This is a genomic window from Bacillus sp. SIMBA_154 (genome assembly GCF_046536015.1).
In the GTDB taxonomy this organism is placed as follows: Bacteria; Bacillota; Bacilli; order Bacillales; family Bacillaceae; genus Bacillus; species Bacillus pumilus_P.
In genome coordinates, this window is the sequence record NZ_JAWJBV010000006.1 from 1 (window position 1) to 25,563 (window position 25,563).

Sequence of the window (25,563 nt, forward strand, 5' to 3'; positions counted from 1 at the left end):
GGAGCAACAGGAGCAACAGGAAATATCGGAGCCACGGGAGCGACCGGTCCAACGGGGGCCACCGGAGATACCGGAGCCGCAGGAGCGACCGGTCCAACGGGGGCCACCGGAGATACTGGAGCCGCAGGAGCAACAGGAGCAACAGGAAATATCGGAGCCACGGGAGCGACCGGTCCAACGGGGGCCACCGGAGATACCGGAGCAACAGGAGCCACGGGAGTCACAGGAGCAGGGTTATCTGAATTTGCATATGTATACAATTTAAGTGCGGAAACAGTAGCTTTAGAGGCCCCGGTGATTTTTGACTCAACTGGAATTATTACTGCTGGTATTACACATGCCCCTGGAACTTCTCAAATTATAGTCACCAATCCAGGAAACTACGAGGTTACTTTTTCAGTTTCTGGCGTAGAGTCAAATCAATTTACCTTATTTGTAAATGGAGGTCCTGTGACGAACACAGTTTATGGGTCAGGAGCTGGTACTCAACAGAATAACGGTCAGGCAATCCTCGCTCTAGCAGCGGGTGACACGCTTACTCTTGTAAACCATACTTCCGCAGCAGCAGTTACTCTTCAAACCCTAGCAGGAGGGACCCAAACAAACGTGAACGCTTCTATTATTATAAAAAAATTAGACTAACTTAAATGCTTAGAGATGCTTTTAGAAGCTTTGCCCGGTGCTCGTCTTGTGCATGATCTGTTTTCCATTATATGTTTAAATTCATTTGTTCAAAGGAGAAAGCAAACAAAAAACCCTAGAAATCCTTGAACAATCAAGGTCTCTAGGGTTTGTTTGATCACTCTGTGAGAGAGTAATGAAATTAACGAGAGTAGAACTCAACGATCAGTTGTTCGCTGATTTCAGGCGCTAATTCAGAACGTTCTGGAAGACGAGTGAAAGTACCTTCAAGCTTTTCAGCATCGAAAGAAAGGTATTCAGGAACGAAGTTGTTTACTTCAACTGATTCTTTCACAACTGTAAGGTTTTGAGATTTCTCACGAAGAGCAATCGTTTGACCTGGTTTCACAGAGAAAGATGGGATATCTACACGGCTTCCATCAACAAGGATGTGACCATGGTTCACTAGCTGACGAGCTTGGCGGCGAGTACGAGCAAGGCCAAGACGGTATACTAGGTTGTCAAGGCGAGTTTCAAGAAGGATCATGAAGTTTTCACCTTGTTTACCAGGAAGTTTAGCAGCTCTGTCAAATAGTGTACGGAATTGACGTTCGTTGACACCGTACATGTGACGAAGCTTTTGCTTCTCTTGTAATTGTAAACCATATTCAGATAGTTTTTTGCGTTGTCCTGGACCATGTGGGCCTGGAGCGTAAGGGCGTTTTTCAAGTTCCTTACCTGTTCCGCTTAATGAAATGCCTAAACGGCGGGAAATCTTCCAACTTGGACCTGTATAGCGAGCCATAATGTGACTCCTCCTTATTGTTTTTATTTGTGAAAAATAAAAACCGTCTGTTCTTCCTCTTTTTCGTCATTATGTTTTCATGCATCCTCGCTCCAGCAGCAGGGAGTTACAAGATGCACCTCCATACAGAAGGAACAAAATGATACAAAAAAGCCGAACAAAAAGGCTGCCATATTTCACACAAAGTCTATTATATGACGCTGGAAAGGAGAAGTCAACCTATTTAGAGGGAGACAATCCTATTCAGGCGACGAAAAAGAGAAAAAGCAGACAATCTGCCTGCTTTTCCTGCATGATTACGCATCCGCAGAGACGGATAACGCCTGTTGGAGAACCTCTGTAAATTGAATTAAGTAGGTCTCATCTACTTCACTGAAGCGGTCTTTCACTGGACTGTCGATATCGAGAACCCCAATGATTTGCCCATTTACTTTGAGCGGGATGACAATTTCAGATTGCGATGCTGCATCGCATGCAATATGTCCAGGGAATGCATGCACATCAGCGATACGCTGCACGTCACCTGTTGCAAATGCTGTGCCGCAAACGCCTTTTCCAGATGGGATGCGTACGCATGCAGGCAGTCCGTTAAACGGCCCAAGCACAAGCTCGCCGTCTTTTGCCAAATAAAATCCTGCCCAATTGACTTCAGGAAGGGAATGATACAATAACGCCGCAGCATTCGCCAGATTGGCAATAAGATCAGGTTCACCATCTGTAATGGCGTCTACTTGTTTGACAAGCAATTGATAGTCTTTCGATGAGTCGCCAGACTGTTTTTCGACATGAAACATGAAAATCTCCTACTTTCTATCTCAAAAATACATAACTTGCGTCTCGCATGTGGGATTTGTCGAGCAATTGTAAAAGGAACTTCCGCCTTCATCTTGAAGTATGTACACATGAAGAGGGGTGAGCGGATGAAAACATCAACAACCGTGCAAACAAAAGACCGTATTATTGAAGCTGCCATCAGACTTTTTAACCAAAAAGGATTTTCTGGAACCTCTGTCCGTGAGATTGCGAAGGAAGCAAACGTCAACGTTGCCCACATATCTTATTACTTTCAAGGAAAAGGAGGGCTGCTAGAGCAGCTCGTATCCGACTTTTATGAAGGCTACATTCATATGATTGAATCGCACATCCATCACATGGAAACCCGTCACGCAAAAGAGTGTTTACTTCATGTGGTTTTTGATATTTTATCTTATCAGCACAAACACCGTCAATTAACCCGTTTCGTTTATCGAGAGGTGACGATTGATTCGACGCTCATCAGAGAAATCATGTCAACATATTTAACAAAGGAAAAATATTTGTTTCAGCTCATCATTGAAAAAGGAAAAAGCACCCATGTTATTTGTGAGCAGCTCTCACTCTCATCCTTTATGATTCAGCTGAAATCACTTCTGATGATGCCATATTTGCAGCCGCAATATTTAACAGAGGTGCTTTATTTGAATCCAAGCGAACCGTACTTCTATCAGATGTACTTTAAGGAACTGAGCCGCTCGCTTCATCATTTACTAGAACCAAAAGAGCCGACATTAGATCCTCATCTGAAACTCATGATGTCTTCAAATTGATCATAAGCATACCCGAGATCTTCCGCTTGATGGGCATCAGACCCGAATATGAGCGGAATTTTTTTCTGTTTTGCAAGATCAATCATCCATTGATCTAAATAGATACTTCTGGCATATGTTTTACGAAGACCCGATGTATTAAAATCTAAGGACATGCCTTTTTTTGCCGTTTCTTCAAGACAAAGGGTGACCTTTTGACAGAGTTCAGGCGACATCTCATATGGGAAAAGCTGTTTGAATTTCTGGACAAGGGTGATATGACCGATTCTCTTTGGCTTATAGTCGCCTAAAAATGATAGAATAGAAGAATAGACTTGGTCGTAGTAGCTGCGATAGACCTGTTCGATGCTGCCATAGATGTTCATCAGCTGCTGGAAGGCGTGTTCATCAAAATCAAGACAAATATACTCATCGCCAGCAGGAAGAAAGTGAACAGATAAAATGCCGTCATCTAGTTCTGGGCCGTAGCAGTCTAAAAAGGCACTTGTTTCCTCTTCATACTCTTTGATATAGTCAACCTCAAGCCCAGTTTTTACTATTAATTGTCCTTTGTACTCTTGTTTCAGCTGATCCAGCTTCGTCAAATACGCTTCAAGGTCTTGGAGCTTCATGGCACTATCTTGCTCAGGCGTTGGATCTCGAAACGAAGGAGGCAGCGGGGCATGCTCGGTAAAGGTGATGGAATCAAATCCCTTTTTGATGGCTTTTTCAATATAAGAATGAAAAGGATCAAGCGAGCCGTGCGGGCAAAACGGTGTATGTAAATGTGCATCTTGTTTCAGCATGTCCTCACCTCTTGTCGATATTTTGAAAAACGTGATGTTTATCAGCGAAAATAATGAAAAATCATGACCAAAAATGCTGGTTACATGGTATCATAATAACAATGAAAACGACAGCTTCCGCATACATAAAAGCAGGTCACATTGATACGTGTGATCAAATGTAGAAAGCGCTCAAACACTTTCTTGAAAAAACATACATAAAACCGTGAATGGATGGTATTGGAAAATATACAATCCTGCTATAAAAAACAAATGCAAAGCGGACACGAAAGGGTTCTCAGGTCTACTCGGGACACATTTACCCTGACATCACTTAGATCACAACAAGGGGGCTCATTATGGAGTTAATCATCGGTTTAATTGTCATTTTGCTTGCTTTGTTTTCAGTCGGTTATTTTTTGCGAAAAAATATATATAAAGAGATTGACCGATTGGAAGCATGGAAAATTGAAATTTTAAACAGATCAATTGTAGAAGAAATTTCAAAAATCAAACATTTAAAAATGACAGGAGAAACAGAGCAATTTTTTGAAAGATGGCGTGCAGAGTGGGACGATATCGTCACAGCCCATCTTCCAAAGGTAGAGGAGCTATTATATGATGCAGAAGAGTATTCTGATAAATATCGATTCTCCAAAGCCAAGCAAGTTCTTGCGCATATTGAGGACTTGTTAAGTGCTGCTGATTCGAATATTGAAGACATTTTAAAAGAGATTGCAGACCTTGTCACAAGCGAGGAGCAAAACCGCAAAGACATTGAAAAGGTCAAAGAGCAATACCAAACGGTGCGAAAAAATATGCTTGCGTACAGCCATTTATACGGCACCCTTTATGACAAAATGGAGCAGGACTTAGATGAGGCCTGGGAAGGGATCAAGCAGTATGAAGAAGAGACAGAAAACGGAAACTACATGAAAGCAAGAAAAATTTTGCTTGAGCAAGACCGCAGACTCGATCAGCTTCAATTGTATATCAATGATGTACCCAAGCTTATTGCGGACTGCAAACAAACCGTACCAGGTCAGCTGACTAAGCTGAAAGACGGTTATAAAGAAATGACAGACAAAGGCTACAAGCTAGAGCACATCCAGATGACAAAAGAGCTGGAGAACTTAAATAAACAGCTGACTCGTGCGGAAAAGCTGCTCATTGATGAACTCAACTTAGATGAGGCATCAAGCATCCTGCAAATGATCGATGACGCAATTCAGACGCTGTATGATCAGCTGGAAGCAGAAGTAGAAGCAGGTCAGGAAATCAAAAGCAAGATGCCTGAGCTCACGGGAGCATTTGAAAAGCTCGAACAGGATCACACGCAAACAAAGGAAGAAACGGCCCTTGTGAAAGAAAGCTACAAGCTGACAGCAGGAGAGCTTGATCAACAGAAAGCATTCGAAAAACGCTTAGAAGAAATCGAAAAGCTCATGAAGCAAATACGTGAGAAGCTTGATCGTGATCATGTGGCGTATTCATTATTAATGGATGAAATCAATCAGCTCGAGACCTTTATCGAGGATGCAAAAGCGCTGCATGAAACGTTTAAGGATCATCTTCAATCATTAAGAAAAGAAGAATTACAAGCGAGAGAAACACTGGCTGAACTCAAAACAATGCTGACAGATACAGTGCGCCAGCTGCATAAAAGCAACATTCCAGGCGTACCTGCTGACATCAAAGACCTTGCTGAAAAAGCGCAGGAGATGATTCAGCAAGTTCACGAGCAGCTGGAGAATCTGCCTCTAAACATGCCGGCAGTGAATCAACAATTAAAAGAAGCTTCTGAAACAGTCAGTAGTGTCGCTCATGAGACACAAGAGATGCTCAGTAAAGTGGACCAAATTGAACGAATCATTCAATATGGCAATCGTTTCAGAAGTCAAAATCATATCTTATCAGAACAATTAAAAGAGGCAGAACGAAGATTTTATGCCTACGATTATAACGGTTCATTTGATGTGGCAGCATCGGCTGTTGAAAAAGCATCACCTGGAGCCGTGCAGAAGCTTTTAGCGCAGCAAGAAAAAGAATATCAGCACCAATAATAAAAAAGCTGAAGTCCATTCACAGGACTTCAGCTTTTTTCATACTATGATACTTGTTTCTGACGTTCTTCTGAAGCAGAAGAAGTGAAAAGAGAGATAACAAATCCAATCACGACTCCGAGTATAGCAGGCATAACCCAGCCAATGCCAAGGTCATATAAAGGTAAAATTGTGTGAAAGATATCCTTCACTGGACCAATCGGGAGTTTCGCCGCTACTAAACCGTCAAACAAACTGACGCAGCCAGTTAAAATCAAAGTGAGGACATAAACAGGTCTTCTATAAGCAAGCCATTTATCTGCAAGCGACAAAACAATGATGACAATCGCTAGCGGGTAAATCGCAGTTAAAACTGGTACAGAGAAAGCGATAATATGAGCAAGTCCAAAATTTGAAATAATAAAACTGAATAATGTCACGAGTGTCACAACTGTTTTATAAGAAAGTTTAGGTAATAAATTTGAGAAATACTCCCCGCAGGATGTGACAAGACCAATACTTGTTGTTAAACACGCCACTGTAATCGCAGCGCCTAATACAATATTTCCTAGACTGCCGAAAAGGAATTGAGAAGACTGAGCCAAGATTTTACTGCCATCTCCAACAAAACCAATTGCGTGTGTACTTGAAGCGCCTAAATAAGCAAGCGATAGATAAACAAAAGTTAATCCGCACGCTGCAATCAAACCTGCTTTGATACAAGCAGAAGCCAGTGCCTTTTTACTTGTCACCCCGCGTCCTTTAATGGCGCTGATGACAACAACCCCAAACACAATAGAAGCAAGAGCGTCCATTGTTTTATAGCCCTCTAGAAATCCTTTAAAGAACGATCCGTTGCTATAGGATACATCAGGCGTACCAATTACGCCCATCGGCGTCAAAATCGCTTTGACAATAATAATAAAAATAATCGTAAATTTAATCGGTGTTAACACTTTCCCTACACGATCCACAATCTTCGTTGGATTTAGAGCAAGGTAATACGTAATACCAAAAAAGACAAGTGTGAATAATAGAAGTGAGAGCCAAGCTGGTACGCCTGCTAAAAAGGGTAATGCACCAATCTCATATGAGACTGTTCCTGTACGAGGAATAGCGAAAAGCGGCCCAATGGATAAATATAAAATGACCGTAAACGCTGTTCCAAAAGCTGGGTGAGCTTTATCAGCTAGTCCTTTCGCATCTCGACCTGTTAAAGCGATCGCAATAATCCCGAGAAGGGGTAAACCGACACCTGTTAATAAAAATCCGCCCATTGCTTTCCACACATTTTGCCCAGCATATTGCCCAAGCTCAGGTGGATAAATCATATTACCGGCGCCGAAGAATAGAGCAAATAGCATAAATCCTATAATAACCGTATCTTTCGTCGACAAAGTTGCCTTCATTTAATATAAAGCCTCCAATATTATGTTGAAATATTCTGTTAATTAGTTGCTAAGTAACCGTTCATCATTAACAATCACTAATTATAAAGGATGTACGTCTGATGTCAACATGTGTTTTCGTACAAAAGTCATGAATTTTTCTATTTTAGTATATGAAGGACAACCAAAAAACATCCCCTTCATCTTTGAAGGGGATGTTTAGGCAGTTTATGAAGCGAGCTGTTTAGGTGGACTGGTAAATATGGAAATGAGCACACCAACACATGCGCCGATGATGGCTGGTACGACCCAGCCAATGCCTAAATTGTAAAAGGGGATGAATGAGCCCAAGATGTCAGGTAAACCACCGAGATTAATTTTGGCAGCCAATAAACCGTCAATAATGGCAAAAAATCCAGTGAAGATCAGGGATACGATATAAACCATTCGTCTACCGTTAATCCAGCGATCAAGGAACGACAATAAAATAATCACAATTGCTAGTGGATAAATCGTCACAAGTACCGGGACGGATAGAGAAATAATTTGTGCCAGTCCAAGGTTTGCAACCAATGTACTAAATAAAGAAACAATAAGAACGACTGTACGATAAGAAAGTTTTGGGAAGAGCTTTGAAAAATATTCACCACAAGATGACACAAGACCAACACTTGTTGTTAGACAAGCGAATAAAATCGCTGCGCCAAGTACAATCTTACCAGCAGAACCGAATAAAAAGTTAGCAGATAGTGAAAGCAGTTTGCCACCTTCATTTGCTCCAACCATTCCGGTTGCATCTGGACTTGATGCTCCAACATAAGCTAGTGAGACATACACCAATGCTAGTCCAGCTGCCGCAACAAGACCAGCTTTTATACATGCAGCAGCAAGAGATTTACGCTCTGTGATGCCTCTTTCTTTAACAGCTGTCACAACAACAATTCCAAATACGATAGAAGCGAGTGCATCCATTGTTTTGTAGCCTTCTAAAAATCCAGTGAAGAGCGGGTTTGCTTCATATGTTGCATCAGGCGTGCCGATGATGCCCATCGGTGTAGCAATTGCTTTAAATACAATAATGGCAATAACCGTTAATAAAATAGGTGTTAACACTTTACCAACTCGATCAACCAGCTTTGAAGGGTTTAAAGCGAGCAGATACGTAATGGTGAAAAATACAATTGTAAATAAAAATAGCGGTACCCAGGAAGAGGATTGTGCACCTGACAGAAATGGAGCTAACCCAATCTCATAAGAAACCGTACCTGTTCGCGGGATGGCGAAAAATGGTCCGATGGATAAATACAAGATGACGGTGAAAATCGTGCCAAATTTGGGATGCGCTTTATCTGCAAGCCCTTTTGCGCCTGTACCTGTAAGGGCTACGGCGATGACTCCTAGAAGCGGGAGACCGACCCCTGTTAGTAAAAATCCACCGATTGCCAGCCAAACATTCTCACCCGCATATTGTCCAAGGACAGGCGGGAAAATCATATTTCCTGCGCCAAAGAATAATGCAAAAAGCATTAAACCAATGGCTAATGTCTCTTTTATACTTAAACTATTTTTCAAAATAGTCCCTCCTTAATCAGTGTATTGTGTCGAATTTAAATATTCTGACAATTTAGATCGTTATGTGACATTTGCACTATGGATGATATAGTGAAAAAGAAAAGATGTCAACTGCCATTTTCAGAAAATTCTCTGTCTGACATCAATATGGTAACATATAAATGCATTTATTTTTAAAGTTTTTTGTAAGGAGTCCAGGTATGATTTATCTTGATAATAGTGCAACGACAAAACCGTACCCTGAGGTTTTACAAGTATATCAGCAAGTAAGTGAGCGTTTCTTTGGCAATCCGTCTTCGCTTCATCAGCTTGGGATTGATGCAAGCAGGCTGCTAAGTGAAACGCGAAAACAAATGCTTCACTATACAGGCTTTAAACAATATGAGATTATTTTTACTTCTGGCGCAACAGAAGCGAATAATATCGCCATTAAAGGGGCTGCTCTCGCCAAGATGAACCGAGGCAAACACATTGTGACAACAACAATTGAGCATCCCTCTGTCATCGAATCGTTTGAACAGCTGAAAGCTTTATTTGGCTTTGACATCTCCTATATTCAAGTAAATGAGCATGGCCATGTAGATTTAACTCATTTAAAAGAAGTGCTTCGCCCTGATACAGTGCTTGTCAGTATGATGCATGTGAACAATGAAACAGGTGCCATTCAGCCGATAGAAGCAGCATCTGGTATGATTCGTGAGCATGCAAAAGACGCACTCTTTCATGTCGACGGGGTGCAGGGGATCGGCAAGGTAGCCCTCAATAAACAGGTGGATGTTGATCTTTTGACGATGTCAGGTCACAAGATTCATGGCTTGAAAGGGACAGGGGCACTCTTTTTAAAGAAAGGTACAGTGCTTGCCCCTTTCATCACAGGAGGAGAGCAGGAATTTGGTCTCCGTTCAGGTACTGAAAACCCTGCTGGAGCTGTCAGCTTAGCAAAAGCCATGAAACAATCATTTGAACATGTTGAAAAGCATCATGATGAGATGCTGGCGCTGAAAATTCAGCTGCAAAAGCAGCTTAGAGAAATAGAAGGTGTTGTCATCAACACACCGCTGACGCAAAGTGCGCCGCACATTGTGAATTTTTCAGTGCCAGGTATTCAAATCGAAGTCCTGCTCCATATGCTGGAAAAAGAAGGCATTTACGTATCCACAACATCTGCCTGTTCAACCAAGAAAAAAGAGCCAAGCCGTGTGCTGCTAGCTATGGGGAAAGCAGAAGAAGTGGCCAAAAGCAGTATGAGAATCAGTTTGACGTATGGACAAGGACCAGAGCTTACGCAGCGTATCATCACATCTATCGCACAAAGTGTAAAAAAACTAAAAGGAATGAGATAACAGCATGAAATATGATCACATTTTAGTCCGTTTTGGTGAGATCTCAACAAAAGGGAAAAATAGAAAGAAATTTATTGAAAAACTGAGACAGCATATTCGGTTCGTATTGAAAGATTTTGAAGCATTAAAGTACGCATCTGACAGAGACCGCATCACCATCATGCTGAACGGAGAAGACCCTGAACCGATTTCAGAACACCTCAAAAGTGTATTTGGGATTCAGAGCTTTAGTCTGGCGGTAAAATGTGAGACGAATCTGGACGCAATCAAAGAAGCGGCGCTAACGGCAGTGCAGGAAGTGTACGAAAATGGGAATACATTTAAAGTCTCAACGAAGCGCTCATACAAACAATTTGAGCTTGATTCAAATGAGATGAACCGCGAAATTGGCGGACATGTTCTTAAGAATACAGAAAGCTTAACGGTTAATGTGAAACAGCCAGATGTTCATTTGCGAATTGAAATCAGAGAACATGCGACGCACATTACATTTAAAGATGTAAAGGGTGCAGGCGGCTTGCCAGTCGGTTCAAGCGGAAGAGCGATGCTTATGCTTTCAGGCGGCTTTGACAGCCCAGTTGCCGGCTATCAGGCTATGAAACGCGGGATTCAAATTGAAGCCGTTCATTTTTTTAGTCCCCCGTATACAAGTGAACGTGCCAAGCAAAAGGTCATTGATCTTGCAGAATGTTTAGCGGCATATGGAGGCGAAGTGAAGCTTCACATTGTTCCTTTCACCAAAATCCAAGAGTTGATTCACAAACAAGTACCTGAAAACTATACAATGACATCAACGAGAAGAATGATGCTGAAAATAGCAGATAAAATAAGAGAGAAGCGTGATGCACTTGCGATTATAACCGGTGAAAGCCTTGGCCAAGTCGCAAGCCAGACACTTGAAAGCATGTATGCCATTAATCATGTCACAAATACGCCAATCATTCGCCCACTGATTGCTGTTGATAAAAATGACATTATTGATGAAGCGAGACGAATTGGCACATATGATACAAGCATTCAGCCTTTTGAGGATTGCTGTACAATCTTTACGCCGCCGTCGCCTAAAACAAAACCAAAGCTTGAAAAAGTAGAACGCTACGAAAGCTTTGCTGATTTCGAGCCAATGCTTGACGAGGCAGTTGAGCAAATCGAAACCATCATTGTCACAAATGAAAAGAAAGCGGCAGACGAATTCGCTGATTTATTCTAAAACAAAAATTTCATAATAATTACCATAAAATCAATCGCATGAAGTCATGTGTTTCTACACATTCTATATTCACAAGGAGGTGAGAACACATGGCTCAACAAAACAGACAAAGCAGTTCTAATCAATTAGTCGTTCCAGGCGCTGCACAAGCGATCGACCAAATGAAGTATGAAATCGCTTCAGAATTTGGTGTAAACCTTGGACCAGAAACAACAGCTCGCGCTAACGGATCAGTTGGTGGAGAAATCACTAAGCGTCTTGTATCTTACGCTCAACAACATATGGGTGGCGGATCTTTCTAAGACACACAATTGAAAAGCTATGGCTTATGAGCGGGATCATTCCCGCTCTTTTCTTTTTGTACATATAAATTGTTAGAATATTTTTAAAAAAGAAGACGAAATGAAAAAATTATGGCATAATACTAGGAGTAGGTCCTAATTCAAGCATTTTTCAGTTATGAGTGTTAGAATAGGTAAATTGAAACATGTTTCGTTTCATAGAAAGAGGCTAAAAGGAGCTGTACCATGAAAAGAGAAGACTTAATTGCACCAGAACAATATAACTTAGTCAGTGAGATTGAAGCGTTCAGTCATGACAAGGAGAAAATGGCCCTGCACTGGCAGGATGGAAATGGCCACGAAGCGCATGTGACGTATGCAGCTTTAGTGGAAGAAGCAAATAAAATTGGTCATGTATTATTAAATGCTGGCTTTAAAAAAGGCGATAAAATCATTGTGATGGTGCCGCGCATGCTAGAGGCATACAGCATTTATTTAGCAATCTTGAAAACAGGAATGGTCGTCATTCCTTGTTCAGAAATGCTTCGTGCGAAGGATTTAGATTACCGAATTGAACATGCAGAAGCAAAGGGAGCGATTGTTTACTCTTCATTCATTCAATCGTTCGACGGAACCAATCAGCCAAACGATTTTAAAACATTCTCAATCGGTGAAAACGGTCATGGCTGGACAAATATTCTAGCGCAAAAGGATCAACAATCAAGTGAGCTGCAAATGGCTCCAACAACACGTATAGACATGGCGTTCTTATCCTATACATCTGGTACGACAGGTCATCCAAAAGGGGTTGTTCATACACACGGCTGGGCGTATGCACATTTACGCACAGCTGCCAACGCATGGCTCTCTATTAATGAGGGAGATAAAGTATGGGCGACAGCAGGACCAGGCTGGCAAAAATGGGTGTGGAGCCCGCTCTTATCAGTGTTAGGAAGTGGAGCAGAAGGCTTTGTATACGGAGGGAAATTCAATCCAAATACGTACTTAGAGCTGCTTCAAAAAAATGAAATCAATGTCCTATGCTGTACGCCAACAGAATATCGTTTTATGGCGAAAGTAGATGACTTGAGTCAGTACGAGCTGCCAAAGCTTCATAGTGCCGTTTCTGCGGGAGAGCCGCTGAACCGTGAAGTCATTGATACATTCAAAAACCATTTCGATATAGAAGTACGAGATGGCTATGGCCAAACAGAAAGCACACTGCTCGTAGGGGTGTTAAAAGGAATGGACATCAAGCCAGGCAGTATGGGAAAACCAACACCTGGCAACGAAGTCGAGATCATTGATGAGGACGGTAGCGTATGCGCTCCTGGAGAAGTTGGTGACATTGCGGTCCATCTCGAAACGCCGGCGCTATTTAAGGAATACTACAAATATGAAGAGCGTACAAAAGCGCAGCGCCGCGGAAATTACTTTATTACCGGTGACCGTGCGAAAAAAGATGAAGATGGGTACTTCTGGTTTGAAAGCCGCAGAGATGATATCATCGTCAGCTCAGGCTATACCATTGGGCCGTTTGAAGTAGAAGATGCACTGATCAAACACCCAGCAGTCAAAGAATGTGCGGTTGTGGCTAGTCCAGATGAAATCAGAGGATCCATTGTGAAGGCATATGTCGTCCTGCGTGATGCATCTGCACAAAGTGATGAGCTCATCAAAGAGCTGCAAACACATGTGAAAAATACAACAGCACCTTACAAATACCCAAGAGAAATCGAATTCATTGACGAACTGCCAAAAACACCGTCAGCGAAAATTCGTCGTGTAGAGCTGAGAGAAAGAGAGCTAGCACGAAAAGCATAATGATTGATGAAACTAGAAGCGTTTGGATGAAAAGCATCCAGCGCTTTTTTTGTAGGGTAAATCAAATTCGTAGAAAGCTTTCATATTGTTCTATGTTAAAATGTGTAGGAATTACTGGAAAAAGGAGAATGTTTGAAGATGTCCATTGCTATCATTCATGGAATTGTGCTTGCTTTTGGTCTTATATTACCTTTGGGAGCTCAAAATGTATTTGTATTTCAACAAGGAGCGCTTCAGCCTCGATTGTATCGCGTGCTGCCTGTTGTCATCACAGCGGCTCTTTGTGATACACTTTTGATTACTCTAGCGGTCATCGGTGTTTCGGTTGTGGTGTTAACCATTCCTATGCTGCAAATCGGTCTTTATATCATTGGATTTTGTTTTTTACTTTATATGGGATGGTCGGTGTGGAACACAAGCTCATCATCAGATGATAAAGAAAAGACGGAAATGATGCCTGCTAAAAAACAAATCGTATTTGCCTGTTCAGTTTCACTTTTAAATCCTCATGCGATTCTAGATACAATTGGTGTAATTGGAACGAATTCTCTTCAATATAACGGTGCTGAAAAAGTGGCGTTTACACTGGCCTGTATCATTGTCTCGTGGTTATGGTTTATCGGGCTTGCTCTTTTAGGGAAAATGTTAGGGAAGCTAGATACAAACGGCAAGTGGATGAACCGTATCAATAAAGCTTCAGCGATCATGATCTGGCTGGTCGCGTTATACATCGCGTATCAGCTGGTTGTGTAAAGGGTAGAGCACGAAAATGTTCATCAACTATGTAACGAAAAGAAGTGTTTGGGTGGAAACATCCGGCGCTTTTTTTGTTGCATCATCTAGGAAGGTGTGTACAGCCGGTGACATCAAGTACAGTATATCTAGACAAATGGTGACGTTCAATTACCTAGCGGAAATGATAAAGGATAGGAAATATGCTACATTATTCGTGGTGGTTTTTTTGGTAAATAAGCCCCTTATATTATTTTCTATAAAAAGGTATAATATTTCCATTATTTACTAAATGGGGGCTGCATGATGAAGATAAGGAATATGTTTTTTGTTTTATTGTTCATTTCACTTCTATGTGGACAGTATCCTGCAGGGAAAGCTGTTAGCATAAAAGAGGACATGCCTTTTGAAAAGATACAAAATAATAAAGTGGCGGAGAAGCTCATAAAAAAAGCAAAAAGGAGCTTTCACTTCTTACAAGCAAAAGAAATAGCCCAAAAGAAAGGTTATCAATTAAATGGAGAAAGTGTAGCAGTTCATATGAACGATGCCAAAACGGATGTTGTATATTTTTATCTGAAAAAGAAGAAGTCAGACAATCAGTTGCTTAGTACAGCTTCATTCATTTCAGTTTCACTAAATCAAATAAAAGCCCATTATATTCAACTTGCCGAATACGACGAGCAAGGTAATTTGCATTCATATTTCATTCAAAATGGAAAGTTGAAAAATGAGTTTCATATCAATCCAAATGGGGAGTTTTTAAAAGGATCTTTTACCTATGGTGAAAATGGTGCAAAAAAAGATATGATGGAATTAAATAGAAAAATTGCGAAGGTAGATGATTCGGAAATTACAACGAGCTTTAATTGGAACAAGTTTTGGAGCTGTTTAAAAAAGAAAAGTGGACCGAATGAATCTCTTCCGCTTCGTTCAATGGTTCTTGGAGCTTGCTATTATATTTGTTTGACAGGACCTGCTGGTTGTATAGCATGTACAGTCATTAATGCAGGGATATCTGCGGGAATAGCAGGTTATTGTGTGAAAAAAGTTTGGTGAATTGGAGGTTTTCAGAATGGCTCATAAAGAACAGCGCAAAGGAGCAGTGTTGGCTGTCTTTGATACGATCACATTTGGTATACCAGTTTTAATGTGGAATTTATATAAGAATACAAATAAAACATTGAAGTTGATGATCCCGCTGATTCCCATCGTCGGTTTGATTACGTATCTTTTAGCGGCACTTCATTAAAGAATTCAAAAGATCCTTTGCATGAGCGGTACGCTCATGCTTTTTTCATGTTCATTTTTTAAAAATCGTTTGATTTAATAGGCGGAGAGCTTGTACGATGTCATCCATTTGTTCTATGTCTGAGGAAGATAGGCTGCCAATTAGCATTGATTCAATATGCTGAAATGCTTCGTTCATACAGGCTCGGCCTTTTTCAGAAAGCATAATCACATGCTTTCGTTTGTCATCTTGATCTTCTTGTCTATCGATGAATTGTTTTTCGTGAAGTTTCTTCAGTTCTCTGCTGACATTTGGTAGAGACATGTGCTGGCAATCAGCGATTTGACTAGGTGTAAGCGGCTCACTGACAGCTAGCTGCTCTAGAATCAAATATTGTAAGGTTGTTAAGTCAGATGGTTTGACCTTGCTCATCAGGTCATGTTTTCGCTCAGAAAAAGTAGAAGCAAATGCTACGAATTCCTTGAAGAAATGTGGATTTTTCATGATTTTCACCTCTTACGTAACATACCAAATTTATTATCAAAAAACAATTATCATTTGACAACTAAATAGATTGGATGTATTATTTGTTATCAAATGATAACTAAAGGAGACGAAACATGAATGTTCTCATTATTTATACTCACCCTCATCACAATAGTTTGAATGGTGCTTTTTTGAAAGAAATCGTCAAAGGCAGTGAAGAAAATTCAAAGGTTCATGAAGTGAGGATCATTGATTTATATCAAGAAGAATTTGATCCTGTTCTTATTTTTAATGAAGAGAAAAAAAGGCGTGATATGCATAAGGATCCTGACATTCAGGTGTATCAGGAAAAGATCAAATGGGCGGACAAAATCGTGTTCGTTTATCCGATTTGGTGGGGGCGGCCGCCAGCCATGCTGCTTGGCTTTATCGATCGCATGTTTGCGGCGAATTTCGCCTATCGTCAAACAGGAGGGCTGCTTCCAGAAGGGTTGTTAAAAGGAAAAAGCGCTGTTTGTGTATCAACTATGCAAGGGCCGGCAAATTATCCATTCTTCTTTTTGCAAAATGCTCACAAGATGTTAATGAAACGAGCCCTGTTACAATATGTCGGAATCAAACCTGTGAAGTTCTTTGAATTTGGCATGATGGAAAGTCCAAAAGGCAAACATGACATCAAGATAAAACGGATATACAACTATTTTCGAAAAATGAGTTCGTAAAACATTTGCTTGAGTCACTTTTCTTCTAATTTGATCCTGTTCTGTTTTAAAATGACAGAGAGGGTGGGGTGACTCATCTTCGTCATATGAAAAGGGGGATATAGATGAAGAAAACATTGTTTAAAGATGCAGCTCTCATAACACTTGATCCATCTTTAGGTTTTCTAGAAAAGGGAGATCTACTAATTGAAGGGGCGCATATTTTAGAAGTCGCACCTTCGATTGACGCAAGTGATGCAGACATTGTCGATGCATCCGATATGGTCATCATGCCAGGGCTTGTGGATACCCATCGTCATGTGTGGCAGTCTGTCATCCGGGGCATAGGGACAGATTGGTCTTTGCAGACGTATTTGAGCAAAATATATTATGGCAACTATGGGGCGATGAGACGTCCATCAGACGATCGAATCGCCAATTATTTAGGGGCATTAGAGGCTTTAGATGCAGGGGTGACCACATTTTTAGACTGGACGATGATTAATTCAATGGATCATACAGATGAGCTCATTGGAGGATTAAAAGATGCGGGCATGCGGGCTGTTTTTGCTTTTGGTACCTCTGGAGATGCTGAATATTGGGATAGGGAGAGCACACTCACCAATATGGAAGACGCAGCCCGCGTGAAAAAAGCACATTTCCAATCAACAGATCAGCTGCTGACGATGGGACTTGCGATTCGTGGACCTGAGTTTTCCTCATGGGAAACCTCGGTATTTGAAATCGAAACAGCAAGGTCTCTAGATGCACTATGCAGTATGCACATCGGTTTTGGTAATTGGGGAGCGGAGGATCGTTCGATTGAGCGGCTTCATAAAGCAGGGTTACTAGGACCGGATCTGAACATGGTGCATATCAATGCAATTGATGCGGATCAAATGAAAATGCTGGCAGACAGTGGAAGCTCAATCTCTATTACACCTGAAATTGAAATGATGATGGGGCACGGTTATCCCGTGACAGGACTTGCGATTGAACAAGGCGTTCTTCCAACGCTTGGTGTAGATGTGGTAACAGCGACTGGCGGAGATTTGTTTGCACAAATGAAATTCGGGCTTCAGGCAGAGCGGGCGATCCAAAATCAATCTTTATTGATGGAGGGGACGATGCCAGGACCTGAACTTGGGCTCTCTGCTCATCAAATGCTTGAAGCTGCGACGATAAACGGAGCACGTGCCTTGCAGCTTGATCATAAAATTGGGTCACTCTCACCTGGGAAAGAAGCTGATTTCATCCTGATTGATCGGACAAGCATGAATCTTCTGCCAATGACAGATCCAGCTGGAGCAGTTGTCCAAACGGCACATCCTTCAAATGTTGATTCTGTCTATGTTGCTGGAAAAGCAGTGAAGCAAAACGGGAAACTTGTCGGTGTGAACCTAGAAGAGGTGAAACGAAAAGCTTATGCGGCAAGAGACCATATTTTATCGCATAAGTTTGAATCAACACCATCCTAAATCAAGCATAATATCCCCATAGGCGAGGCCTATGGGGAATAGATTACAAGGATTCTTTAATGACTTTTTTATAATACTGAACTGACAGGAATCCGAAGACTGAATACAAAACGGTATAAATCGACATGACGATGAGCATTGGTGTCCACAGTTCACCGCCGAATAAAAACCAGCCTGACTGTACAGCAAAGTAGCTGTGCAGCAATCCGATGATGAGCGGAATCCCAAAGTTAAATAGCTGTTTGAGCCGAATGCCTTTTAATAGATCTTTTTCAGTAAAGCCAAGCTTACGTAAGATCGTGTACGAGCTTTGTTCTTCTTCACTTTCATTCATTTGTTTGAAGTATAAAATACAGCCTGATGTGACAAGGAAGCTTAGACCTAAGAATCCGACCACAAACATCATCAATCCTATTGTTTGTTTTTGTTGCTGAGTTGAAGCTAATCGAGACATGCTGTCATCGCCCAGTTTTAAAGAAGTAAAGACGTCATTGGCTTGTTCAAGATTTTTCTCATCTTTTACATTGATTGAGATATATTGGTTATTGTCAAGCTGAAGCTTAGGATCTTTGTTTTGATCCAGCTGTTCAAAGACGCTTTGACTAACAACGGCAACAGGCAGGCCGCCAGCAGTGAACCGGTAAGAGATTAAGTGATCTTTCTTCATATCAATCACTTTTAAATTAATTGGTTTCTTTATTAGAAGTTTCACATCACCTGAACTTTTAATCGGCATGAATTTTCTCAATAAATCATTGTAGCCGCTTAAGATGACTTCGTTGTTCTCCACATGAATGCTTGGTACGTTCTTCTCACTGATCACAGGTAGTGTCAATACTTCTGGGTTCTTATTCAAACTGCTTAACTCTGTATCAATGATCTTTTTTGCATCAAAATCAGCTTGAATGACCTTGAACTGTTGCTTGTCATAAGCAATATGTTTGTCAGAAAGTGCACGAGTGAAGGTGGCTGCTTCCTTCTCTGAGCCCATGACGAAATGAGCTGGAATTTGTTGTTCAGCGGTTTTTTCTGCTGAGTAATAGGAAATGTAGCTAAGGGATAACAAACCGATCGCAAGTGCAGATACGGTTGTAATAATCGTTAAAAGCAGTGCATTTGATTTTAGCCGGAACATAATGGATGACAGAGACAAGACTTCATGAATGGCTAGGTAGCCATTCTTTCTTTTACGTACGATATTGGCAATGAACGAAACAGAGCCTTTATAAAAAAGAAAGGTACCGATTATGACAGAGCCTAGAATATAAATCATGGCTAAAAATAACGAAAGCATTGACGTGTATGTGCCAGTAAAAAGCTGAGAGGAAATGTAATAGCCTGAGCTGATCAAGACAATACCGAAAACCCCAATGATGATTTCAAACACAGAGATTTTTTTTACGCGCTGCTCTGTAGAAGACGTTGTTCTAAACAAAGATAAAATCGTCTGCTTGTTAATAAAACGTCTATTTCTCAGCAGAATCAATACATAAATCAATAGAAAGACAATGAGCGTTTGCAGAAGAGCCATGCCTGAAAAATGAAGATTGGCGATGGCGTTCACGCCGGTCACTTTAAATAACACCATCAGCATGAGCTTTGAACCGATAAATCCAGCGATTATGCCAAGAGCCATGGCGATCATGTATAGGATAAAGTTTTCTGCGTTGAGCAGTCTGGCAATTTTTTGTTTGGTCATCCCAATGAGCTGCAAGAGGCCGATTTCTTTCCCTCTGCGCTTAATGAAAATGCTATTCGCATATAAGAGGAAGATGCCGACGATGGCAATGAGCAGGATCGAAGCGGCTTTAATCGAAGCACCGCCTTTAATGGACCCTTTCACATCATCAAGTGCTGGTGAATACTGCAAGGTGACAAAAGAAAAATAGAGCGCCACACTAAATATAAGAGCGAACACGTATAAGTAGTAATTCTTCAAATTTTTCTTCAGGTTTCGGAAGACGAGCTGATTAATGTTCATGCTTTACACCGCCTAAGACACCTTGCGTTTTCATAATATCTTCGAAAAACATCTTTCTCTCTAAAGCGCCTTTATTCAACTGTGTATAGATCTGTCCATCCTTGATAAAAATGACTCGTCTTGAATAGCTGGCGGCGACAGGATCATGTGTGACCATCACAATGGTCGCTTTTCGTTTTTGATTAAAATCTTGCAGCTTGTTGAGTAAATCAGATGCAGATTTGGAATCGAGTGCCCCAGTTGGTTCATCAGCGAAAATGAGACTAGGCTCATGAATGAAGGCACGAACCGCCGACGTCCGCTGCTTTTGTCCCCCAGATAGTTCATTCGGATATTTGTCTCTTAGTTCATAAATCCCCATATCCTCAGCGAGCTGTTGAAAACGTTCAAAAGCTTCTTTTTTAGGTTTTTTGGAGATCGATAATGGCAAAAGGATGTTCTCTTTGACCGTGAGCGTATCAAGTAAGTTATAATCCTGAAAGACAAAGCCAAGCTGTTTCTTTCTGAATTCAGCGAGCTGTTGATCTTTCATTTGAGTCATATCAGCATCTGCGATACGAATCGATCCGCTGGACACATGGTCGATAGATGACAATACGTTCAGAAGGGTTGTTTTCCCCGAGCCTGATGGTCCCATAATGCTGACAAATTCTCCAGCTTCTATGGTCAGATCAATGCCTTTAAGCACCTCTTGTTTGTTGAATTTATTTCCGTAGCTTTTATATAGCTTGCGCGCTTCTAAAATGTTCATATGTCGAACCCCTTTTTCTTTTTTTAAATTGATAACTCTAGTATAAAAAGAAGCCGGATCGACTTCCTTCGATTTGGCGAACAAAACAGACGAGCATGTGACATTATTGTCACATGCTTGTTTTATAAAACAATTCACATAGAATCCGTGCCTACTATTAGAAACTTTACTTATCTTTTGCAGAAAGCGGTGCTCTTTATCAATCATTTTATCTGTTTTTCGCTCTTATGTATCAATCTTCTTTGATTTTTTTTGTCATCATGATTTCGGATGTAGAATAAAAGTCCATGTTTTTGAACCTTTACATGGTATATTTTTTCATGTATGCTATACATAGTAAATATATGCATAGTAAATCTATGTATTAGAGGTGATTGTGTTGATGAAAGTGAGTAAAGAGCTTCTAAAGGGAAGTACAGCTACACTTATTTTAAGCTTATTAAATGAAAAACCGATGTATGGATATGAAATGATTAAAGAATTGGAGGCGAAGTCCGAAGGTATTTTTAGCTTTAAAGAGGGAACGATTTATCCTATTTTGCACAATTTGGAGGGGAAAGAATTGATTGTCTCTTACTGGGGCGAAGGAAATGGCAATCGGAAAAGAAAGTATTACAAAATAAATGAACAGGGCAAAGCATTTATAAAGGAAAAGAAAGAAGAATGGAACGTTTTCAAAGATGCAGTCGATGGCGTTCTGAACGGAGAGAAAATCGTATGGGATTAGAAAAAAAGTTCGAAAAGTATATAAAGGATGTATGTAAACGAATCAAAAATAAAGATGTACATTCGAGTATAAAGCTTGAGCTTAGCGATCATCTATATACGCTAAAAGAGGAAGCGATGAATGCTGGGATGCCTGAAGAAGAGGCGGTAGATCAAGCGCTGGATCAAATTGGAGATGCAGCCATTATCGGAACGCAGCTCCATGAAACACATAAAACCCAAATGGATTTTAAAACGATACTTCTTGTGTTAGCCACTTGTTCATTTGGACTGCTTGTGATGTACTTTTTGCAGTTTCATTCTAATTTTACAAATCTTCAAGACATGAATATTTTTTATAAAAGTCTCGTTTTTTATTTATTTGGTCTTGTGGTTATGTTTGGTTTGTTTGCGTTCGATTATCGACGCTTATTGAAATACTCTTGGCATTTATACATAGGGACGCTCGGAACGCTGCTTCTTACGATGTTTTTTGGTGTAAGAGTGGACGGTATTCTCTTTTTAAGAATAAGTGATGTATCGATCAATCTGACTGAGATGGTGCCGTTTCTTGCGGCCATTTCTTTAGCAGGTATTTTTCACTCTTGGAATTGGGGGAATGGTTTCAAATCTTGGCTCGGAGTAGGGATTATGGCTTTACCCATTCTTTTAATAAGTACGATTGGCTCGCTTCCTGCGACCATCATCTGTATCGTCATGTGCATAACGATTATGTATGTATCAAGTGCAAGCGTGAGGCAAATGATTCCGCTGACAGCAGCAGGTGTTTTATATCTTATTGTTGAATTATTTTCTCTTTTTCAAGCAGATATGTACCCTTACTCTTACACAGTTCATGAATTTAGTTCAAACGGGCTTCATATCACTCCGTCTGCAATGTCTGAGGTTCACACTGATTGGATGTTTACGTATATCATTTATTCATTCGGCTGGTTCGCAGGGGTGACTGCATTCATGTTGTTTGTCTTTTTTATTTACAGAGTATTTCATACAGCAAAACGAGTCCAATTGGCTTATGGGAAAATGATCATGACAGGCTTGGGAGCTACGTTTGCAACAAAATTTATCTTAAGTATCTTCACAAACTTTGGCTTATTGGCTTTACCTGGGGTGTCCATACCTTTCATGAGCTATGGGGGTTCTCATATTCTTCTAGAAATGATGGCTGTTGGCCTGCTCTTGGGTATTTATAGAAGGAGGCAGATGGGAGATGTTTTTCATCAAGAAGCGGGAAATATTTCATAAGTAGATTACCCAATCTCTTCACGACAGCTTTCAGACTTTTATGAAGAGATTGGATGTGATCCGTCATGTGCTTACATGCTCGCAATATGAACAAAATCATTCTTTTTCGGAAAGATCAAGGTGAAGGTTGTACCTTGATCTATAGTGGAGTTGACCTCGATCGTGATATGAAGAGCGTCTGCTCCTTTTTTGGTTAAATAGAGCCCCATTCCCGTTGAGGCGGTGTCATTGTGATGTCTTGTGGAGGTGAAGCCCTTTTCAAAAATGCGAGACACGTCTCTTGGGTCAATTCCTCTGCCTTGATCTGTGATTGACAGTACAACTTGTTCATTTATTTGTCTGCTTTCGATGACAATATCAGACGAATGGCTGTACTTGACTGCGTTTGTCAGCACTTGTCTGATCATAAAGGATAACCATTTTGTATCACTTAATACGCCGCGTTCTTCAAGCGCCAGTTCAAAGCCAATTCCTTTTTGCATGCACCATGATTGGAGGGCTTTGATTTCTTTCGCTATGATGCTTTGCAGATCCAGCTTTTCAATAAATAAATCATTTTCGATATGACGTATTCTGCTTTGGTGCAGCTGGGCATCGAGTAATAAATGAATTCTAAGCCACTCGTACGTCATATTTGATTTCAGCGGCTGTTCTGTTAATCGGTCGATCATTAAGTGCATCGCCGTGAGCGGTGTTTTGACCTCATGTATCCATGAAAGCAGTTCATCTTTTTCTTCTTCAAGGGCGATTTTCTGCTCTGCCGCCATCTGCCGGTAGCGGTCGATTTGCTCTGACGTCGCATCATGTACGAGCTGTTCAAATGGGGAAGAGGGAGCGAGCAACATTTGATGATCAATGTTTTCGTCCCATTCTTTCAGCCTTTCATAATAAGCCGTTTCTTTTCGATAACGGAAAAAGAGAAAGACGATCATGAGTAACGTAGACAGTAACACAATATAAAAAAGAGAAGCCATTGGAATGGTCGTATCCAAATAAGCAACAAAAAGAATGAGAAGCTGCAAACTAAGAAAGAATAGAATCCAGCTTCTTCGTTCTTTTAAAAATGCTTGCAGCATCATTGATCATCCTTTTCCTTTGCAAGATAACCCTGCCCTACTTTTGTTTCAATGAAGGTGCCAAGGGAGATCTCGTCAAGTTTTTTTCTGAGGCGATTGACGTTGACAGTCAGCGTATTGTCACTCACAAATCGTTCATCCTCCCATAACGCTTGTATGAGTGATTCCCGGCTGACGATATGATGTTTATGCTGAACCAATTCCTTGAGAATAAATAATTCATTTTTCGTTAATTCAACCTCACCGTGTTCATTTGTCACGGTGTTTTTTTCTAGGTCAATGGTAGCGCCGCACCAAACCTTTAAGTTGGCCGGTTCTGCATTATAATCATGCACGCGGCGAAGAACAGCACTTACTTTGGCGATGAGGACGTCAAAGTGAAAGGGCTTCTGCACAAAATCATCGGCACCGAGCTGCATCGACATGACCATATCAGCAGGGTGGTCTCGAGATGAGAGAAAGATGATCGGAACATTTGAATGATGCCGAATCATCCGGCACCAATGAAAGCCATCGTATTTTGGCAGCTGAATATCAATAATGACTAGATCAGGCTGGATGGAAGTAAACTCCTGCATGACCTGATGAAAATCGTGAATCCCATAGACATCATAGGACCAGTTAACTAAGCGTTCTTTGATTTCTTGGAAGAGGGTTGTATCGTCCTCAATCAGCAAAATTTTAAACAAAACCAGCACCACACTTTTTGAATTAGCTTGTATGTAATTGTAGCGGAAAAAAGGCGCTGCCGCTAGAAGCAGACAAGAAAAAAGCAAGGGAAGAGGTCCCTTGCTTCAGCTTATTTACCTAAAAAATGCTTTTTAAAGAATGATAGTTGATATTCAAGTGTGAGTGGATCGTTAAAGTAAAATTCTTCCGCATTTGCTTCGAACACACGATGTTTTTTCACGGCAGGAATGGACTTGTAGATTTCACTGTTTTGATAGGAATTGTCCATTTCACTGTTTTTGCTAATGATCATATAGTCTCCAGCAAATTCAGGGATGACCTCTTGCGAAACTGCATAGTACCCGGCTTTTAACGCTTTTTCCTTAACCTTCTCAGGCATTTTCAGTTTCATTTCTTGATAGAGGATTTCTGTACCGCGACCCCATGCATCTCCAAACACATAAAGATCTTTTGTGCCGCTTTCAAATACAGAAACCGTCGCATCTTCACCGATCTTTGCTTTGATTTCTTTTCCATCTTCAGCTGCGCGTTCTTTGAAATCTTTCACCCATGCTTTGGCTTCTTTTTCTTTGTTTAATACTTTTCCAATTTCAATGTGCTGCTGAAGGTAATCGACTTTGTTATACGTGAACAAGACCGTAGGTGCGATTTTTTTCAGTTTCTCTACATTTTTTGTATTGCTTAAGCCAATGATGACATCAGGCTTTAGCTTCATGATTTTTTCTACATTTTCATCCGATACTTCTTCCACATTTTTTAATTCCTTTTGGAAGCGTGGATTCTTTTTTGACCAAGAGTCAACGCCAACAAGGTTCACACCAAGTGACATGACATTGCCCGTGTAAGAGCCGAGAACAACGACACGTTTTGGATGCGCTGGCAGCTTAACAGGGCCATTTTCAGATTGATATGTAATCTTGTCTGACGTTGATTGTTTTCCTTTATTTGAGGAAGAGTTGCTGCTATTGCCACATGCGCTCAACGCAAGTACAAAGATGAGCATCAGAGGGAACAATATTTTCTTCATGAA

Annotated in this window: 25 protein-coding genes; 14 read left to right on the forward strand and 11 right to left on the reverse strand. The window is 40.8% G+C overall.

What is annotated here, in order from left to right; all coding sequences use genetic code 11:
* On the forward strand, window positions 1–642 hold a 642-nt coding region (locus R0K30_RS10440), incomplete at its 5' end, for a BclA C-terminal domain-containing protein (RefSeq protein ID WP_410610581.1).
* A gap of 181 nt (window positions 643–823) precedes the next feature.
* Here the strand turns inward: R0K30_RS10440 and rpsD are convergent.
* On the reverse strand, window positions 824–1,426 hold the full coding sequence (gene rpsD / locus R0K30_RS10445) for a 30S ribosomal protein S4 (protein WP_099726852.1): 603 nt from the start codon (window positions 1,424–1,426) through the stop codon (window positions 824–826).
* A gap of 296 nt (window positions 1,427–1,722) precedes the next feature.
* Entirely contained in the window at window positions 1,723–2,220 is a 498-nt protein-coding gene (locus R0K30_RS10450; RefSeq protein WP_410610584.1) for a GAF domain-containing protein, read from the reverse strand.
* Window positions 2,221–2,346: 126 nt separating this feature from the next.
* Here R0K30_RS10450 and refZ point away from each other — a divergent pair, with 126 nt between their 5' ends.
* Complete coding sequence (gene refZ / locus R0K30_RS10455) at window positions 2,347–3,012, forward strand: forespore capture DNA-binding protein RefZ (RefSeq protein WP_099726854.1); 666 nt, start codon at window positions 2,347–2,349, stop codon at window positions 3,010–3,012.
* Here refZ and hisJ read toward each other — a convergent pair.
* Window positions 2,982–3,797, reverse strand: coding sequence for a histidinol-phosphatase HisJ (gene hisJ, locus R0K30_RS10460; RefSeq protein WP_099726855.1), 816 nt, complete (start codon window positions 3,795–3,797; stop codon window positions 2,982–2,984). The genes refZ and hisJ overlap by 31 nt on opposite strands.
* Window positions 3,798–4,135: 338 nt before the next feature.
* On the opposite strand from hisJ, the gene ezrA reads away from it, so the two are divergent.
* On the forward strand, window positions 4,136–5,839 hold the full coding sequence (gene ezrA / locus R0K30_RS10465; protein WP_410610587.1) for a septation ring formation regulator EzrA: 1,704 nt from the start codon (window positions 4,136–4,138) through the stop codon (window positions 5,837–5,839).
* A 44-nt stretch (window positions 5,840–5,883) separates the two neighbouring features.
* On the opposite strand, the gene brnQ (R0K30_RS10470) is transcribed toward ezrA, so the two are convergent.
* Both brnQ (R0K30_RS10470) and brnQ (R0K30_RS10475) read right to left on the reverse strand, forming a co-directional pair.
* Entirely contained in the window at window positions 5,884–7,227 is a 1,344-nt protein-coding gene (gene brnQ, locus R0K30_RS10470; protein ID WP_410610589.1) for a branched-chain amino acid transport system II carrier protein, read from the reverse strand.
* Window positions 7,228–7,434: 207 nt separating this feature from the next.
* Entirely contained in the window at window positions 7,435–8,778 is a 1,344-nt protein-coding gene (gene brnQ / locus R0K30_RS10475; RefSeq protein ID WP_099726858.1) for a branched-chain amino acid transport system II carrier protein, read from the reverse strand.
* A 200-nt stretch (window positions 8,779–8,978) separates the two neighbouring features.
* Between brnQ (R0K30_RS10475) and R0K30_RS10480 the strand changes: the two genes are divergently transcribed.
* The 7 genes from R0K30_RS10480 (at window position 8,979) to R0K30_RS10510 (ending at window position 15,420) form a co-directional block, all read left to right on the forward strand.
* Complete coding sequence (locus R0K30_RS10480) at window positions 8,979–10,121, forward strand: cysteine desulfurase family protein (RefSeq protein WP_410610591.1); 1,143 nt, start codon at window positions 8,979–8,981, stop codon at window positions 10,119–10,121.
* Window positions 10,122–10,125: 4 nt separating this feature from the next.
* Entirely contained in the window at window positions 10,126–11,331 is a 1,206-nt protein-coding gene (gene thiI / locus R0K30_RS10485) for a tRNA uracil 4-sulfurtransferase ThiI (RefSeq protein WP_410610593.1), read from the forward strand.
* A gap of 89 nt (window positions 11,332–11,420) precedes the next feature.
* The gene (locus R0K30_RS10490) at window positions 11,421–11,633 is read left to right on the forward strand and encodes an alpha/beta-type small acid-soluble spore protein (protein WP_003216385.1); all 213 of its coding nucleotides are present in this window, start codon (window positions 11,421–11,423) and stop codon (window positions 11,631–11,633) included.
* Between the two features lie 225 nt (window positions 11,634–11,858).
* Window positions 11,859–13,436: an acyl-CoA synthetase MbcS gene (gene mbcS, locus R0K30_RS10495; RefSeq protein ID WP_410610596.1), complete on the forward strand. Its 1,578-nt coding sequence runs from the start codon at window positions 11,859–11,861 to the stop codon at window positions 13,434–13,436.
* Between the two features lie 138 nt (window positions 13,437–13,574).
* The gene (locus tag R0K30_RS10500; RefSeq protein WP_230031046.1) at window positions 13,575–14,189 is read left to right on the forward strand and encodes a LysE/ArgO family amino acid transporter; all 615 of its coding nucleotides are present in this window, start codon (window positions 13,575–13,577) and stop codon (window positions 14,187–14,189) included.
* A 285-nt stretch (window positions 14,190–14,474) separates the two neighbouring features.
* Window positions 14,475–15,227: a hypothetical protein gene (locus tag R0K30_RS10505; protein ID WP_410610598.1), complete on the forward strand. Its 753-nt coding sequence runs from the start codon at window positions 14,475–14,477 to the stop codon at window positions 15,225–15,227.
* Between the two features lie 16 nt (window positions 15,228–15,243).
* Window positions 15,244–15,420, forward strand: a complete 177-nt coding sequence (locus tag R0K30_RS10510) for a hypothetical protein (protein ID WP_410610600.1) — start codon at window positions 15,244–15,246, stop codon at window positions 15,418–15,420.
* A gap of 51 nt (window positions 15,421–15,471) precedes the next feature.
* Here R0K30_RS10510 and R0K30_RS10515 read toward each other — a convergent pair whose 3' ends face one another.
* The gene (locus R0K30_RS10515) at window positions 15,472–15,903 is read right to left on the reverse strand and encodes a MarR family winged helix-turn-helix transcriptional regulator (protein WP_230031045.1); all 432 of its coding nucleotides are present in this window, start codon (window positions 15,901–15,903) and stop codon (window positions 15,472–15,474) included.
* 116 nt (window positions 15,904–16,019) lie between these two features.
* Between R0K30_RS10515 and R0K30_RS10520 the strand changes: the two genes are divergently transcribed.
* Both R0K30_RS10520 and R0K30_RS10525 read left to right on the forward strand, forming a co-directional pair.
* Entirely contained in the window at window positions 16,020–16,607 is a 588-nt protein-coding gene (locus R0K30_RS10520) for an NAD(P)H-dependent oxidoreductase (RefSeq protein WP_099726864.1), read from the forward strand.
* Between the two features lie 104 nt (window positions 16,608–16,711).
* Window positions 16,712–18,064: an amidohydrolase family protein gene (locus R0K30_RS10525; protein ID WP_410610603.1), complete on the forward strand. Its 1,353-nt coding sequence runs from the start codon at window positions 16,712–16,714 to the stop codon at window positions 18,062–18,064.
* A gap of 43 nt (window positions 18,065–18,107) precedes the next feature.
* Here R0K30_RS10525 and R0K30_RS10530 read toward each other — a convergent pair whose 3' ends face one another.
* Window positions 18,108–20,045, reverse strand: a complete 1,938-nt coding sequence (locus R0K30_RS10530; protein ID WP_410610605.1) for an FtsX-like permease family protein — start codon at window positions 20,043–20,045, stop codon at window positions 18,108–18,110.
* Window positions 20,035–20,796, reverse strand: coding sequence for an ABC transporter ATP-binding protein (locus R0K30_RS10535; RefSeq protein ID WP_410610607.1), 762 nt, complete (start codon window positions 20,794–20,796; stop codon window positions 20,035–20,037). The genes R0K30_RS10530 and R0K30_RS10535 overlap by 11 nt, the downstream gene beginning before the upstream one ends.
* Window positions 20,797–21,178: 382 nt before the next feature.
* Between R0K30_RS10535 and R0K30_RS10540 the strand changes: the two genes are divergently transcribed.
* Together R0K30_RS10540 and R0K30_RS10545 are read left to right on the forward strand one after the other, a co-directional pair.
* Complete coding sequence (locus R0K30_RS10540; protein ID WP_099726868.1) at window positions 21,179–21,523, forward strand: PadR family transcriptional regulator; 345 nt, start codon at window positions 21,179–21,181, stop codon at window positions 21,521–21,523.
* Window positions 21,514–22,767, forward strand: a complete 1,254-nt coding sequence (locus R0K30_RS10545; RefSeq protein ID WP_410610610.1) for an FtsW/RodA/SpoVE family cell cycle protein — start codon at window positions 21,514–21,516, stop codon at window positions 22,765–22,767. Before R0K30_RS10540 ends, R0K30_RS10545 begins: the two co-directional genes overlap by 10 nt.
* 71 nt (window positions 22,768–22,838) lie before the next feature.
* On the opposite strand, the gene R0K30_RS10550 is transcribed toward R0K30_RS10545, so the two are convergent.
* From R0K30_RS10550 to R0K30_RS10560, 3 genes are all read right to left on the reverse strand, one after another.
* Window positions 22,839–23,843, reverse strand: a complete 1,005-nt coding sequence (locus R0K30_RS10550; RefSeq protein ID WP_230031040.1) for a sensor histidine kinase — start codon at window positions 23,841–23,843, stop codon at window positions 22,839–22,841.
* Window positions 23,843–24,532 carry a response regulator transcription factor gene (locus R0K30_RS10555; RefSeq protein WP_327924856.1) on the reverse strand — a complete coding sequence of 230 codons (690 nt, stop codon included), beginning with the start codon at window positions 24,530–24,532 and terminating at the stop codon, window positions 23,843–23,845. Before R0K30_RS10555 ends, R0K30_RS10550 begins: the two co-directional genes overlap by 1 nt.
* Window positions 24,533–24,642: 110 nt before the next feature.
* Entirely contained in the window at window positions 24,643–25,560 is a 918-nt protein-coding gene (locus R0K30_RS10560; RefSeq protein WP_410610613.1) for an iron-hydroxamate ABC transporter substrate-binding protein, read from the reverse strand.
* Between the last annotated feature and the right edge of the window lie 3 nt (window positions 25,561–25,563).